Annotated in this window: 15 protein-coding genes; 9 read left to right on the top strand and 6 right to left on the bottom strand. The window is 59.6% G+C overall.

What is annotated here, in order from left to right; translation table 11 throughout:
• Window positions 1–48: 48 nt before the first annotated feature.
• From FGO67_RS05835 to FGO67_RS05820, 4 genes are all read right to left on the bottom strand, one after another.
• Window positions 49–1,308: an ABC transporter substrate-binding protein gene (locus tag FGO67_RS05835; RefSeq protein ID WP_203299725.1), complete on the bottom strand. Its 1,260-nt coding sequence runs from the start codon at window positions 1,306–1,308 to the stop codon at window positions 49–51.
• Window positions 1,309–1,482: 174 nt separating this feature from the next.
• The gene (locus FGO67_RS05830) at window positions 1,483–2,946 is read right to left on the bottom strand and encodes an ATP-binding protein (RefSeq protein WP_238942176.1); all 1,464 of its coding nucleotides are present in this window, start codon (window positions 2,944–2,946) and stop codon (window positions 1,483–1,485) included.
• Window positions 2,933–3,649: a response regulator gene (locus FGO67_RS05825; protein WP_203299724.1), complete on the bottom strand. Its 717-nt coding sequence runs from the start codon at window positions 3,647–3,649 to the stop codon at window positions 2,933–2,935. Before FGO67_RS05825 ends, FGO67_RS05830 begins: the two co-directional genes overlap by 14 nt.
• A 138-nt stretch (window positions 3,650–3,787) precedes the next feature.
• Window positions 3,788–5,476 (bottom strand): HAD family hydrolase, encoded by a 1,689-nt coding sequence (locus FGO67_RS05820; protein WP_203299723.1) that lies wholly within the window; start codon window positions 5,474–5,476, stop codon window positions 3,788–3,790.
• Between the two features lie 137 nt (window positions 5,477–5,613).
• Between FGO67_RS05820 and FGO67_RS05815 the strand changes: the two genes are divergently transcribed.
• The 7 genes from FGO67_RS05815 to FGO67_RS05785 all read left to right on the top strand — a co-directional run bounded on the left by FGO67_RS05815 (window position 5,614) and on the right by FGO67_RS05785 (window position 11,137).
• Window positions 5,614–6,456 carry a cytochrome c oxidase assembly protein gene (locus tag FGO67_RS05815; RefSeq protein WP_203299722.1) on the top strand — a complete coding sequence of 281 codons (843 nt, stop codon included), beginning with the start codon at window positions 5,614–5,616 and terminating at the stop codon, window positions 6,454–6,456.
• Entirely contained in the window at window positions 6,453–7,064 is a 612-nt protein-coding gene (locus tag FGO67_RS05810; protein WP_420844491.1) for an SCO family protein, read from the top strand. Before FGO67_RS05815 ends, FGO67_RS05810 begins: the two co-directional genes overlap by 4 nt.
• 75 nt (window positions 7,065–7,139) lie before the next feature.
• Complete coding sequence (locus tag FGO67_RS17345) at window positions 7,140–7,283, top strand: DUF2256 domain-containing protein (protein ID WP_203299721.1); 144 nt, start codon at window positions 7,140–7,142, stop codon at window positions 7,281–7,283.
• A complete protein-coding gene (locus FGO67_RS05800; RefSeq protein ID WP_203299720.1) occupies window positions 7,280–8,806 on the top strand; it encodes an FAD-binding domain-containing protein in 1,527 nt (508 codons plus the stop codon). The genes FGO67_RS17345 and FGO67_RS05800 overlap by 4 nt, the downstream gene beginning before the upstream one ends.
• A 222-nt stretch (window positions 8,807–9,028) precedes the next feature.
• Entirely contained in the window at window positions 9,029–9,577 is a 549-nt protein-coding gene (locus tag FGO67_RS05795) for an outer membrane beta-barrel protein (RefSeq protein WP_203299719.1), read from the top strand.
• Between the two features lie 365 nt (window positions 9,578–9,942).
• Window positions 9,943–10,404, top strand: coding sequence for a Cd(II)/Pb(II)-responsive transcriptional regulator (gene cadR, locus FGO67_RS05790; protein ID WP_203299979.1), 462 nt, complete (start codon window positions 9,943–9,945; stop codon window positions 10,402–10,404).
• A 79-nt stretch (window positions 10,405–10,483) separates the two neighbouring features.
• Window positions 10,484–11,137, top strand: coding sequence for a cation efflux transmembrane domain-containing protein (locus FGO67_RS05785; RefSeq protein ID WP_203299718.1), 654 nt, complete (start codon window positions 10,484–10,486; stop codon window positions 11,135–11,137).
• On the opposite strand, the gene FGO67_RS05780 is transcribed toward FGO67_RS05785, so the two are convergent.
• Complete coding sequence (locus tag FGO67_RS05780; RefSeq protein ID WP_203299717.1) at window positions 11,134–12,051, bottom strand: AEC family transporter; 918 nt, start codon at window positions 12,049–12,051, stop codon at window positions 11,134–11,136. The genes FGO67_RS05785 and FGO67_RS05780 overlap by 4 nt on opposite strands.
• A gap of 340 nt (window positions 12,052–12,391) precedes the next feature.
• Between FGO67_RS05780 and trhA the strand changes: the two genes are divergently transcribed.
• Together trhA and FGO67_RS05770 are read left to right on the top strand one after the other, a co-directional pair.
• Window positions 12,392–13,093: a PAQR family membrane homeostasis protein TrhA gene (trhA, locus tag FGO67_RS05775; RefSeq protein WP_238942175.1), complete on the top strand. Its 702-nt coding sequence runs from the start codon at window positions 12,392–12,394 to the stop codon at window positions 13,091–13,093.
• A gap of 17 nt (window positions 13,094–13,110) precedes the next feature.
• Window positions 13,111–13,569 (top strand): EVE domain-containing protein, encoded by a 459-nt coding sequence (locus FGO67_RS05770; protein ID WP_203299977.1) that lies wholly within the window; start codon window positions 13,111–13,113, stop codon window positions 13,567–13,569.
• Here FGO67_RS05770 and FGO67_RS05765 read toward each other — a convergent pair.
• Window positions 13,566–14,951: a hypothetical protein gene (locus tag FGO67_RS05765; RefSeq protein WP_203299716.1), complete on the bottom strand. Its 1,386-nt coding sequence runs from the start codon at window positions 14,949–14,951 to the stop codon at window positions 13,566–13,568. The genes FGO67_RS05770 and FGO67_RS05765 overlap by 4 nt on opposite strands.
• Between the last annotated feature and the right edge of the window lie 85 nt (window positions 14,952–15,036).

Genomic DNA, 15,036 nt, shown 5'->3' with positions numbered 1-15,036 from the left:
CTCCCGAATGAATCGGAGAGCCACCCGGGCGGGTGGCTCTTGGCTTCTTTACTTCGCGGCCTGGATGGCGGTGGCCAACTGATCCGTGGCTTTCACCGGATCCTTGTCGTTGGAGTTCACGAAGTTGGTGACCACATCAAAGACCTGCCCCTGGACGTAACTGGTCGTTGCCAAACCGTGGGCCAGGCTTGGCACCAGCTCGCCGGTATCGGCGCTGCTCTTGAAGGTCTCCATTGATGCCTGGGCACAGGCATCAAACTCGGACATGTCCATGTCGGTACGAACCGGAATAGAGCCCTTGTTCTGGTTGAACACGGTCTGGAATTTCGGCTCGAGAATGGTACGGGCAAGGTCCTTCTGGGCTGCTACGTCTTCCTCTTCACTCAGGTCGAACATGGCAAAGGAATCGACGTTGAAGGTGAATTCACCGGCGGTGCCCGGTGCGGCGGCACACAGATAGTCTTCACCCGGCGTCAGGCCGGCGGCCGTGAATTCGCCCTTGGCCCAGTCACCCATAATCTGCATGGCAGCTTCGCCACGGATAACCATGCCAGTTGCGGTGTTCCAGTCGCGGCCGGCGGCGTTGTCGTCAACGTAGCTCATGACCTTGGCAAACTTGGTAAACACCTCTTCCATCACCGCGCTGTTGATCACATCCATATCGTGCTCAACAAAGGCTTTGCGGTAGGTGTCGCTGTCCATCACCGCCAGGGCGACAGCTTCGAACACAGTGGCGTCCTGCCAGGGCTGACCACCGTGAGCCAGCGGAATGTAACCGGCGGCCTTGAGTTTGTCGGCTACGGTAAAGAATTCATCCAGGGTGTTGGGAACGTCAACGCCCACTTTTTCCATCACATCCGGGTTAACCCAGAGCCAGTTGACCCGGTGTACGTTCACCGGCACTGCCACGTACTCACCTTCGTACTGCATCACGTCCGAGATCATCGGCGGCACCAGCTGGCCCCAGCCTTCAGAAGCGGCCACGTCGTCCAGACTGGTCAGGAAACCCAGCTTGGCCCACTCACGGATATCCAGGCCCTTGATCTGGGCGGCAGCGGGAGGATTGCCAGATACGGCACGGGTTTTCAGAACGGTCATGGCTGCTTCACCGCCGCCACCGGCGACCGCGAAGTCTTTCCAGGTATGACCCTGCTCTTCCATCATCTCTTTCAAGGCAGCGGCAGCGCGGGCTTCGCCACCGGCGGTCCACCAATGCAGAACCTCAACCTCGCCGGCTTGGGTAGCAGCGGCAGGCACCAGGCAGGCAGATACGGCAAGGGCGGAAAGGGTACGCTTGAAGGCGGTCATAATGACTCCTTGTTGTTGTTGTCGAGGACATCAAATCATTTACCAGCGGCTGGATGGCCGAAGGTCTGGGGGCAAGTCTAGGGCAAGGCGATCAGAGGGAACGTATCAAACTGAAAAACCCATGTAACAAGGTTGTTACATGGGTTCGTGAGGCGTGGGCAGATGGGCGGCCGTTTAATGGCGCGGCAGTGACAGCACCACTTGCAGGCCACCCGTGGGCCGATTGCTGATGTTCAGGTCACCGCCATGGTTCTGCGCAATGTTGCGGGCGATGCCCAGCCCCAGACCGTGGCCCTGGCGATGGGCCTGATCCAAACGGTAATAGGGTTCGAAAATGCGCTGGAGTTCAGCCTCCGGAATACCGGGTCCGTGATCATCCACCCGAATCACCAGTTGCTCCGCTAAGTCATCGAGCTGCACCTGCGCCCGTTCACCGTATTTAATGGCGTTGTCCACCAGGTTGCCCAGGCAGCGGCTCAGGGCCAGGGGCTTGCCCCGGTAAGGCTGGCATTCGCCACTGACTTTCAGTAATTCGGTGCCATTGGTGCGGTAGGCCTCCGCCATCCGGTCCAGCATCCGCCGGATATCCACCGGCTCCACGTTCTCATGAATGTCGGTGTCCTTGAGGGACTGCAAGGCGCCTTTCACCAACAGTTCCAGCTCCAACAGGTCGGCTTCCAGTCGCTCCCGCATGGGCTCGTCATCAATCAGGTCGATGCGCAGGCGCAGGCGGGTAATCGGTGTTTTCAGATCGTGGGAGATGGCGCGAAACAACTGCTCCCGGTCACTGAGGTAATTTTGCAGGCGCCGGCGCATGGTATTGAAACTGCGGGTGACGGCGACAATCTCGGCACTGCCCTGCTCCTTCAGCGCCCCCTGTTCGTCATCCAGAGGCAGATCCCGTGTGGCCTTCGCCAGCTTGCGCAGCGGTCGTGTTTGCTGACGAATCAGCCACGCCAGTACCGGGAACAACACCCCGATCATGACGGCCAGGAAAAACACCTGCTGCCCCGGCACGCCCTCATCCTCCAGTGACACATAGGGCGCTGGTAGCGGCGACGCCAGGTACAGCCAGTCATCCTCGGCCACCTCAATCTGCATCACCAGTACCGGTGGATTCAGGGGTTCAAGAGTCAGCGAATAATGGGCCCAGGATGGAGGCAAGGCGTCGAGCGGAAGTTCGGTATTGAGAATGCGCAGGTCATCCGGGCTCACGAACTCGACGTGCAGGTTGCTGTCCCTGCCCAAACGACGCCGCAGAACGGAACGGACTTCGTCGGTGGCCAGCTGTTTCAGCTCGGTCTCCGGCAACGACTTCATATCGATGCGTTTGTTATTCAGCGACACGAAGAAACGGCTTCCACCCATGTTACGCAGCTGGTCCAGCACGATGTGCCGGTATTCCAACGGCAGCGAATTAAAGAACTGAGCCGTGGCCGCGGCCGATTGCGCCAGATTACGGGTGGTCACCACCAGGCCTTCTTCCCGCTGGGTTTTAAACGCACCAACCCAAGCCATGCTGGAAATGACCTGGGCCGTGGCCATGGCCAGCAGGGTTAACAACAACACCCGGCCAAGTAACGACGACGGAATCCAGCGCCGGGGTTTACGCCTGAGTGAGAATTCACTCGAAGGCATGATTCACCGTGGCCGCCAACAGGTACCCTGCACCGCGCACCGTCTTGATCAATTTCGGATCTTTGCCCTGGTCACCCAGCTTTTGCCGCAACCGGCTGACGGCAACGTCAACCACCCGGTCCAGCGGCGTGGATTCGCGACCACGGGTAACGCCAGAGATGGTGTCACGGTCCAGCACCTCGTTCGGATGCCTCAGAAACAGCTGCAACAGCGCGAAATCGGCACCGGAAATGGACACCTTGCTGCCCTGCTCGTCGATCAGGTCGTGGGTCAGGGTATCCAGGCGCCAGCGGTCGAACACCACGTATCTCGGGTTCTCGACCCGGGCAAACTGGGCCCGGCGCAGTAACGCCTTGATCCGGGCCTGCAGTTCCCGGGCGCTGAACGGTTTGGCCAGGTAGTCGTCGGCGCCGATCTCGAGCCCGACCACTCGGTCGGTCTCATCGGAACTGGCGGTGAGCATGATGATGGGCACCTGGGAATGTTCACGAACCTCCCGGCACAAGGTGAAGCCATCGTCACCGGGCATCATCACGTCCAGCACAATCAGGTCGATCGAAAAGGTTTTGAGGTGCGCCCGCATCTGGTCGCCGTCTTCCGCGGTATGGATGTCGTAGCCAACCCGGGACAGATGCTCGTGCAGGAGTTCCCGAATGGAGGCGTCATCATCGACCACGAGAATAGATGCTTTGGTGTCGGTCATGGTCTGGTCGTTTGTTGTTGTCGTTGGGGTGTGCGCTACCTTAGCAGATCTCTACTTCGGTTGGTCTGATTTTCAGCCCGAAACTGCCACCGGATAGGGGCTCTGCTGACTTAGTTTTTTGGGTTTGGAGAGCCCGGTTTAGGGAGGTCCGATTTCGCAGGCCAGCACCAGGGCCCAAAATTCCGAAAAGTCATTCACCACCACGTCGGGTTTGTCGGGGTGCTTGTGGGTGCCGGGAAATATGCGATTGAGCCAGGGCTGATCCCACTGGGCCCCGTTGAAAAACACCGAGGTCATGCCGGCCCGTTTCGCCGCGATCACATCGGTGGTGCTGTCACCCACATACCAGACACTGGGATCCGGCGGATAATCCAGCTTTTGCACCGCCAGCAGCAGCTGGTCCGGGTGGGGTTTGCGTAGTGGGGTGTCGTCACCGCAGACATCGACATCGAACAAATGGGTCCAGCCAGTTTCCTCAACCGCCGCCAGCTCGTGCTCAAAGAACTCCCGGTCCCGGTTGGTAATCACACCAACCTGCCGGTGCAGCCGACGCAGCCCTTCGAGCACCTCCCGCACCTTAGGCTCGAACGCCTTCACCGTGCCGTAGTGGGTGCGGTAGTGGAAATTGAAGGCCTGATGGGCAATCTGCTTAGCTTCCTGATCGTCACCAAACAGCACTTCGAAAATATCCGTTCGGGAGATTTTTCGGTCCGCTTTTACCTTCGGGTGCAGGCGAGCAAACTCACGAACGTATGCCACCAGCCGCGCATCCTCCGGAGTCTTGCTGTCTTCGGGGGAAACCATGCGCGCCATCAGGTCCAGCTTGTGAAAATCCGGCAGCATGTCATCGACGGCGTGGTACATGGCATCCAGGGTATCCACCAGGGTAGCGTGCCAGTCGAACAGCACCACCTGCGGCCGGATGAGTTTGACCACCGCCGGATGCCAGTCGGCCTCCACCCGAGGCTCCGGCCGCTCCGGTGGCGGAAAGGGTTTCGGGCGCACTTCGGCCGGGGCCTGGCGAAAGGCCTTGGGCTGACTCCGTTCCAGCAGCGCTAGCAGGTCCAGCAAATCCTCGAAACTGTCGAGAATGGCCAAGGGTGCATCACGGTGGGAAAACCAGCTATCGATGCGCTGCGGCTCCCAGCCAGAGCCGTTATAAAACACGCCGGCGACTCCGGCGCGGTTTGCAGTCAGCATGTCGACGTAGCTGTCGCCCACGTACCAGGCGCGGCTATCGGCCGGCAGCCCCAGTTTTTCCAGGGTTTTCAAAATGACTTCAGGGTCCGGCTTGTACTCGGTAACGTCATCGGCGCACACGGTGGCATCAAACAGATGCAGCCACCGGCCCTCGTCCACGGTCACCAGTTCTTTATCCAGAAACTCCCGGTTCCGGTTGGTGGAAACCGCCAGCTTGATCCCCATGGCCTTGAGTGCAGTCAGGTACTCGTATGCTCCCGGCTGAAACGGTTTCACCTTACCGAAGTGGCGGCGATAGGCCTCGTTGTAGGCCTTGTGAGCGATCAGCTTGGCGTCACGATCCTCGCCGAAGATGGCATTGAAAATATCGGTGCGGGAGACCCGGCGCTCGGCCAGAATTCGTGGGTGCAGCCGGCGAAAAATACGGATGTAGCGAACCAATTTGGCATCATCGGGGGTCCGGCATTTCGCCTCGGGCAACAGCCGCTCCACCAGATTTAGATCTTCCAGCTGCGGCAGCATTTCCTCCATCGCGCTGAACATGGCGTCGTGGGTATCCACTAAAGTGCCGTGCCAGTCAAAGATCAACACCGAGGGTGCCGCGAGGGAATCGCTGTATCGGGCCATACACTCTCTCCGTCGGAAACTGCCTGAACCGGCCTTGAAATCCGTCCACATGACGGTAAGACTCGGGGGGCTCTGACAAAAAAGATAACCCGTGCCAGGGAAACTTGCACACTACTTGCCCACTGAGAGTGCGCTCTATGTCTGCCGCCGGCTATTTACTGCCCTACGATTTTTCACCACTGACCGTGTTCAGCTTCGCGGCCATGCTTGGGCTTTACAGTATTGGCCTGCTCCGGATGCCGGCAGCCGATCGACCCGGCCCGGTTCGCATCGTCACCTTCGTGCTCGGGGTGATGCTCTGCTACGCGGTGATGCAGACCCGGTTCGACTACTATTCCCAGTACATGTTCTTCGTGCACCGCGGCCAGCACCTCATTCTTCACCACCTGGGACCATTGCTGATCGCCCTGTCCAACCCCCTACCCATTGTCCGGTACTGGTATGGCCTCGCCGGACCCGGCAGCCGCCGCCTGCTTGCCCCACTGGGCTGGCTGTACCGTCTGCTGCAGCAACCGGCCATTGCTGCGTTTCTGTTTGTCGGCCTGATCTTTTTCTGGCTTTGGCCACCCATCCATTTCGACGCCATGCTCAGCCGGCAACTTTACTGGCTGATGAACTGGAGCATGTTGCTTGATGGCCTGCTGTTCTGGTGGCTGATCTTGGACTCGCGCTCGCCGGCGGTCAGTAATGCGCTTGGTTATGGCAAGCGTATTCTGTTGTTGGCGCTGGTGGCGATTCCCCAGATGATTCTCGGAGCCTGGATCGTGTTCTCCCGGGGCATGGTGTATGACGTTTACGAGGTCTGCGGCCGAGCCTGGCCCATGCCCCCGGAAACCGACCAACTGCTGGGCGGACTGCTGACCTGGATCCCACCGGCCATGATGAGCATCGTCGGCATCCTGATTATTCTGCGGCGCGCCATGCATGCGGACGGCGCGCGCGCCCAAAGCCAACCACTAGCGGAAGGATCAGCCCCATGACGCCAATGAATTTGCCCCTGGCCCGAGTTGCGATCGTGCTGCTGTCGCTGGCATTGACTGGTTGCCTGGGCGATGCGGAAAACTGGCACGGCAAAGACATCAGCGGGCTAATGCCGGAGCTGGCGTTCACCTTGACCGGCACTTCCGGAAAGCCGGTGACCGAAGCCGATTCCTCGGGCCAGATTCGCCTGGTGTACTTTGGCTTTACCTCCTGCCCGGATGTTTGCCCTGCCACCCTGAGCAGTCTGCGAACCGCCATCAAAAAAATGCCCGACAACCTGCAAGATGAAGTCACCACCTTGTTTGTCAGCGTTGATCCGAATCGCGACACTCCGGAGCGAATCGGCAGCTACGTTCAATTCTTCGGCGAGGGGATAGTCGGACTGACCGGCGAGGAAGCCGCACTCCGGACATTCGCCAAGCGTTACCGCACTACCTTCGGCTACGACCAACCGGATGCCGAGGGTAATTATCAGGTTTCCCACAGTGCCGCCGTTTATGTGTTCGATGGCGACGGCGAAGCACGCCTGCTGCTCCGGCCCGGGCTGAGTGCCCAGCAGATCAGTGAAGACCTGACCACGCTGGCGGCCGAGTCATCGCCGTCCTGAGCAAGCGCCGGACCAATCTCCAGCGGCAGTAGTCACGTATCTGTTGTCTACTGTCAGGAGATCTGGACCACCCTCGTGCACAAGAAACCGAACCTACCAACCAAAACCTGCCCGGTGTGCCAACGCCCCTTTGCCTGGCGCAAGAAGTGGGCCCGGGACTGGGCCAATGTACGTTATTGCAGTGAGCGCTGCCGGCGCAGCCGGAGTCAGGGCCAATGACCACGGTGGTGTGGTTCAAGCGCGACCTTCGCACCCGCGATCATGCCCCATTAGCAGCCGCTGCGGCGCTCGGTGAACCGGTCGTCCCACTGTACGTGATTGAGCCCGATTACTGGCAACTGCCCGACACCTCCGCGCGCCAGTGGGCGTTTATCGAGGAGTCGCTGGCCGATCTGCGCCGCCAGCTCCGGCACCTCGGCGCCGACCTTCTGGTGATGACCGGACCGGTCACGCAGGCCCTGGAGCGCCTGAATTCCGTCATTGGCATCCGGCGAGTGTTCTGTCACCAGGAAACCGGCGGTCAGTGGACATTCGACCGCGACCAGCACCTCATCGGCTGGTGCCAGGAGCACAGCATTGAGTTCCGGGAGTGGCAGCAATTCGGCGTGGTTCGCCGCCTGCGGGATCGGGATCTATGGGACAAGGCCTGGTCGCAGTTGATGCGGCAGCAACCAACACCCGCACCGGCTGGCCTGCAGGTGCCGGATGATCTGACCGGTCTCGCCAGCACGCCCAGTGACATGTCCCTGGCGGACTCCAGTCCTTGCCCGGACCGGCAGGCCGGTGGCAGCCAGCGCGGCGAGAAACTGCTGGCCTCCTTTCTGGAACGTCGCTGCGTCGGCTACCAATACAACATCTCCAGCCCGGTCAGTGCCGTGCGCGCCTGTTCCCGTTTAAGCCCGCACATCGCCTACGGCACGGTCAGCCTGCGGGAGATTTACCAAGGAGCGAAACAAACCGGCCAACACCCCGGCAGCCTGCCCCGAAAGCAGCGCAGCCTGACCAGCTTCCGCTCACGACTTCACTGGCACTGCCATTTCATCCAGAAACTGGAAGACGAACCGGAACTGGAATTTCGTGCCATGCACCGCGAGCTGGAAGGCCTGAAAACTGGCCCCGGCGAATCGGAGCGTCTTCAGCGTTGGCAGGAAGGTCAGACCGGCTGGCCCCTGGTGGACGCCTGCATGCGCGCGCTGCACCACACCGGCTGGATCAACTTTCGCATGCGCGCCATGTTGATGGCCGTTGCCAGCTACCAACTCTGGCTGCACTGGCGCGATCCGGCCCTGCACCTGGCCCGCCAGTTCACCGATTTCGAACCGGGGATTCATTACCCGCAGGTTCAGATGCAGTCCGGACTCACCGGCATCAACGCCCTTCGCATCTACAACCCGGTCCTGCAGAGCCAGAAGCTCGACCCGGACGGTGAATTCATCCGGCGTTGGCTGCCGGAACTGCAGGGCGTTCCGGTGGATCTGGTCCACACCCCCTGGCTGATGACGCCAGCCCAGAAAGCGCGCTACGGCGGCAACAACTATACCCTGCCGGTGTGCGACCACGAGCAGGCGGCGCGAGCAGCACGAAAAGCCATTGGCGAATTTCGCCAGCAGCACGTATCCCGGACGGAAACGGCCCGGGTACTGCAACGCCATGGCAGTCGCAAAGGCCCCATTCAGAAGCGCCCGAGCACCCGCAAAGAGCCGCCTCCCCCAAACCCGCAATTTTCACTGTTCGACGAGTGAGCCCGCGCGGTATACCCCAATACCCGAAGCACCGGGCCCACCGCCAGGCGACAAAAAAACGGTAAAACGCGTTCTTGTGTACGCCAGCGAACAGACGGCCTTCAATGCGTTTGTCAGCATTGGGAGTAACCTTGGTTCGGAGCCGCATCCAAGCAATTCTCTACCCTAGCATCAGGCAGCTACCGAGGGCATTACCAGGGACACTTCAGGAGGTAATGTGCCATGAAGCGTTCAACATTCATTTTCGTTGGCTTTCTATCCGTCCTGCCCCTGGTGGCAACCGCTCAATCAGGAGCCTCATCCGGGTTTGGCCCCGACACCGGAGACCGGGAGTTCTCGCTAGCGGGAACCGGCGGCAGTGACCGGGATTTTGACAACAGCAGCATCGGCCTCACCGGTGATCTCGGCTGGTATCTCCAGCCCAACGTGGTGGTCGGTATTCGTCAGAGCGTTAACTACGCCGACATCGAAGGCCAATCCGCCAGCGATGATTTCTGGAACGGATCAACCCGTGGTTACGCCGATTACCAGTTCGGACACCATAAATTCAGGCCGCTCGTGGGCGCCAGCCTGGGCGCGGTTTACGGCGATGCCGTTAAAGACAGTGCGTTCGCCGGACTGGAGGCGGGCGCCAAGTATTACGTCCTACCCAAGACCTATTTGCTCGGACGTATGGAATATCAGTGGTTCTTCGATAACTCCAGCGATGCCGACGACACATTCGACGATGGCGCCTGGGCTTACACCGTCGGTGTCGGATTTAACTTCTGATCATTGCCTGGAAGTGACCGGAGCCCGCCCTCCGGTCACTTAACACCCGAGGCATCCCGCCTGTGCTAATCTTCTCGGAGTAGCGAAATCAACTCGCGTCTCTCGACAGAATCTTGAATGACTAAACAGCCCGGTCGGCAACAGAACCACCTGCATGCGGCGCTCCCAGAATGCCTGAAGGCCGAGGTGTTTACCTCGTTGAAACGGGCATCATCACATTGACCAGCAGTTGTGCCGCTGGCTGCTTCTGGCGCTTGACCGGCTCGAAACCATAAGCCGCGAATGCTATGCCGAAGTAAAACGCGAAACCGACCGACTGGAACGCCAGAACAAATGCCTTTAGCGACGGTAGGAGTGCGTTGATGATGAGAATTGGTGAAATATCGAAACGTGCCGACATCGTGGTGGAAACGGTTCGCTATTACGAGAAAATTGGCCTGCTGCCCGAACCTGACCGCGATGCCAGTGGGTACCGCGCGTACCGGCAGGCCCATTTGGACCGCCTGCTGTTTATCAAACGTTGCCGGACCCTCGACATGGCCCAGGACGAAATCCGGGAGCTCATCCGCCTGACCGAGCAACCCGACGCCGACTGTCATGATGTCGATGCTTTGCTGGCACGGCACCTGCGCCATGTGCGGGAGCGGCTGCAGGAACTGACCAGCCTGGAGCAGACACTGGAGCAGTTGCAGCAGGCCTGTTCTGACGGCGGTAGAGTGCGGGACTGCGGAATTCTTGGCAGCTTAAGCCACGATCTGGAAACCCCGGCCGCTCCAGCCGGGCACAATCACGTCCCTGGTACCCACGGCAAAGGCCAGGGTGTTTAAACACTCCCGTTGTCACGGCTTGACTCTGTAGCAACTACAGGGTTTTTACTGAGAGCATCACACAACAGGAGGATTATTTATGGCCTGTGGCTGCTCTGCCCCCACCCCACAAGCTCCCGCACCCGGCTTCCGCCGAGCCTTGTGGATCGCGCTCTGGATCAATCTGGCGATGTTCCTTGTCGAGGGATGGGCCAGTTTCCAATCGGGCTCCGTATCGCTGATGGCCGATGCCATCGACTTCTTTGGCGACAGCGCCAACTACCTGCTGTCGCTGAGCGTGCTGTCCATGGGCCTGGCCTGGCGCGGGCGGGCGGCCATGATCAAGGGCCTGACCATGGCCGCATTCGGCCTGGTTGTTTGGCTGCGGGCGCTCTGGGTCGCCCAGAGCGGGCTGACACCTGAACCCCTGACCATGGGCGCCGTGGGTTTCCTGGCCCTCATTGCCAACGTCGTTGTTGCCCTGATGCTGTTCCGTTTTCGAAGCGGCGATTCGGACATGCGCTCGGTCTGGCTCTGCAGCCGCAACGACGCCATAGGCAACGTCGCCGTGATGGCCGCAGCCCTGGGTGTATTTGGCACTGGCACCGCCTGGCCCGATCTGGCGGTCGCCGGCATCATGGGCACCCTGGCCATGACTGCGGGCATCAGCGTGGTGCGCCACGCCCGCAGTGACATCGCAACCGCTCGTGCCACCAGCCCCCAGCCAGCCTCCGCGGGCACTGGCAGCAATTAGAACGCGAACGAAATCATCACCGGGATGAAGGCGAGTGCGAACAGGGTGGTGAGCAGAACCGTGCCCGCCGCCTGCCTCGGCGAGGTCTCAAGCAGAGTGGCAATGACCACTGTGTTGGCCGCAATCGGAGTAATGGAAATCAGGAAAATGGCCTTGTGGACGGCAGGCTCGTAGATGCCCAGCACGTTGGCATCCAGCCACCAGAACAGGATGGCCACGGCAGGCCAAACCACGAATTTTCCGAAGAAGGCCAACCCGGTGAAGCGGAGATTGCCCGCCAGTCCCCGGAAACTGGTGATGCTCATCCCGATGATCATCATGCCCAGAATGCTGTAGGCCCCCCGCAGGTTATCGAACAACGGCTGGAACAGATCCGGGATGCGGATGCCGGACAGGTTCAGCAGCACTGCCGCCAGGAAGGCATACACGGAGGGCAACTTTACCACCCGCCACAGGGCCGATTTAAGGTCGTAGCGGCCACGGGCCGCCAGATAGAAACCCACCGAGTTTTCAAACAGGGTGGTGCCGAGCATGCACACGATGTAGAGCCCGAGACCTTCCTCGCCGAACAGCAACAACGCCACCGGCACGCCGAAGTAGCCGGTATTACCGGAGCCCACGCACAAAGGTATGAGGCTTGCACTGCCGTCGGTGATCACCCGCCGGGCAAGTTTCAACTGAACGATGCCAAGCACACAGGATATACCGAACATCAGAAACGGCAGAAAAATGACTTCCGCGGACAGCGGTGCCGCCATGACCCCGGAAAACACCACCGATGGCGTGACGATGTACAACATGATGCCAGCGATGTGTTTGCCGCTGGCTTCCAGGTAACGTCCCGCCAGCCAGCCGAGTACGACCGTTAGGTACAGGGGAGTAAGCTTGAATAACAACGCCAGCGCGGCAGCCATGAATGCTCCAGACAGGAACTATTTTTTTGGACCAAGCCGGCAAGTGTACCCAGAAATGAGTCAGCAATAAAAAAGGGCAGCAAGGAGGCCCCTGCTGCCCAATGATGCATATCACTCAACGCATTCAGTGATTTCGAGGCGGGCGGAGAAAATGCCGGCGCCGTCGAACTCAGTTAGCTTACGAAAGCTTAGGGACTAACGGATCAGCCTGGCGTCAAATATTTTTTATTTGTGTCATTCGATTTCCCTTAAAATGATCACAAAACGTTCACCTGAAAAGTTTGCGTACAGTTGTACGCTCAAGTATTTTAGCGCCATGTCGACCAACGGATATTCTGCAATGACCAACGAGGAAAACTCGAAACAAAGCGCTACCGACTTTACCACCGAACCCCCGGAAGCCACCGTGCATCAGCGTGTGGAAGAATGGCTGAACAGTGCCACGCACGGTCTGGGCGCGATCCTGAGCGTGATCGGCACGGTGGCCCTGATCGTCGGCGCAAGCCAGCTCGGCGACATCTGGAAGCTGGTCAGTTTCGGTATATTTGGCGCCTCTCTCATACTCCTTTACAGTGCCTCGGCGCTGTACCACGGCGCCCGGCACCCGAAGCTGAAAAGCGCCTTCAAAACCCTGGATCATTGCGCCATCTTCCTGCTGATTGCCGGCACCTACACGCCCTTTTTGCTGGTGAACATGCGGGGCACCGTCGGTTGGACGTTGTTTGCCATCATTTGGTCGCTGGCGCTGACTGGCGTGGTGCTCAAGGTAATTTTCAAGAATCGGTTCAAACTGGCTCGCGTGGGAATCTATATCGCCATGGGCTGGCTGATCACGTTCGCCTCGTCAGACCTGGTCGCCAATCTGAGTGAAACCGCGCTGAACCTCACCGTTGCCGGTGGCCTGGCCTACACCGTCGGCGTGGTGTTCTATCTGGCTGACCGCATCCCCTACATGCATGCCATCTGGCACCTGTTCGTGATCGGTGGCAGCGCGTGCCACTTCAGCGCGATATACTTTGGCGTTCTACCTCACGTGACCTGATGGGTGATGGAAGCAAGATGGCGAAATGGTTGGTAAAGTCAGAACCCTCTGAATGCGGCATCGAAGATTTCATACAGTCTGCCGGCAAGTCGATCCCGTGGGACGGGGTGCGTAATTATCAGGCCAGGAACTTCCTGACCCAGATGAATGAAGGCGACGACGTTTTCCTGTACCACTCCAGCTGCGCCCAGATTGGCATTGCCGGCATCGTCACCGTGGTGAACGGTGCCTACCCCGACCCCACTCAGTTCCAGCCCGATTCGCCCTATTTCGATCCCAAGAGCACACTCGAGAAACCGCGCTGGCAAGCGGTGGATCTGACCTTGGTGCGCAAACTGCCGCGCCTGATTCCCCTGAAGGCACTCAAGACCCTGCCCGGACTGGAGGAGCTGGCCCTGCTGCGCAAGGGCAGCCGCCTCTCAGTGATGCCAGTCAGCGAGGAAGAGTGGCAGATTATCCAGAGCCATGCCGGCTAGTTTTGGCTAACGGTCGCCGGCTCCTCCTCTCGCTCATCGTGAGGGATCGGATCCGGGTTTCTATCCCAGCCCACCAGCGCGATGGTTGCCACCACGCCGATTAACAAACCCATCCAGGGCTCGAAGAACGCCAGCGCCGCACCAATCAGAACCACCGTCCCCCGTGAGGCATTGTCTCGCGGTATCGCCATCGCGATGTAGGCACAGGCAAAGCCGGTCAGCACCAGGGTTAGCGACAGGGCGACACCCAGCAAGGGCTTAAGCCCGGTGAGCAGTGGCAACAGGAAGAAAATAAACGGCAACCCCATCAGGTAGTAGGAGGCCAGCCCACTGTGCAGGCTGCCCATCGCCTTCGGCCCCTGTTTCCAGCGTTGCACCACAATCACGTGCACGCCGGTCCAGACCGCGCCCTGAGTCGGAAAAAACGGCGCCACAATGGCCATGATGGCGTTGCGGATCGCGAGTGAGAAGTGGGAGCGGTTCAGGTTGATATCAACGTGCTCATCCCTGCGTGCATGCAGGCCATCGCGCAGCACTTCGTTGCCGGTGACCAGGTCACCGAACAGGATGATGTAAGCGATCAATGCCAGGGGAACACTCTGGATGAGCATTTCCTGCGACGGCCAGCCAATCATCAGCGGTGATACCTTGGCCAGGGCGTCACCCACAGGCGGCACCAGAATTCCCCACTGGATATCGAAGCTGACCTCACCCGCCAGCGGCCCAACCACCGCTGCCACCAGAAAGCCCGGCAATAAACCCAATGCCCCCAGCATAAAAAAGAAACGGTTTCGCTCTTTCAGCTTCTGCATTGGCACCGAGAAGGTGAAGATCAAGCAAATGGCGCAGGCAAGTCCGGTGGCAATTGGCTGCTCCAGCAGAAAACGCTCGGCATCGTCGACAAACACCCGCTTGAGCGCCGCGATGGCGGCGCCGAGGATAATTCCGGCCTTGAGTGTGTCCGGCAGCCAGACCACAAAGCGCCGGCCCAAGCCGGTGACTCCCAGAACCAGAACCAACCCCGCAAAGACCAGGCTCAAAGCCGTCATCGCCTGGAACCGGCTTACCGGGTCTTCATAGCCACCGATAACAAACGCCAGAATCAGCGGTAATGCGGGCGTGATCCAGCCGCCGGCGTAGGGTTCGCCAAAGACAATCACCGCCGAGGCAATCAACGAGGCATGAATCATCGACAGCGCAACCGCTTCCTCAAAACTCAGGCCGAAGAACGCGGTCATGACCGGAATCAGCGCCATACCGGTGGCGGCAGAGACAAACAGCCCCTGCAGGAATTCCGGCCAGCATAGGCGTGTGTGGTAAAAGGGCAGACGAAAGGTGAACGGCCCCCAGCGCCAGCCGGGTAGCTCAGGTCTTTCTGACATGGGAATGCACTCGCTCTTGGTTTTGTTGTTTGGCGATTTGAGTATGGAAAGGGTTTCCAGATTCCGCGAATCAATATTCCTGATC

The organism is Marinobacter sediminum, from assembly GCF_016820575.1.
Classification (GTDB): domain Bacteria; phylum Pseudomonadota; class Gammaproteobacteria; order Pseudomonadales; family Oleiphilaceae; genus Marinobacter; species Marinobacter sediminum.
The sequence above is the reverse complement of the archived record's forward strand: the minus strand, read 5'-3'. Positions and strand labels throughout refer to the sequence as shown.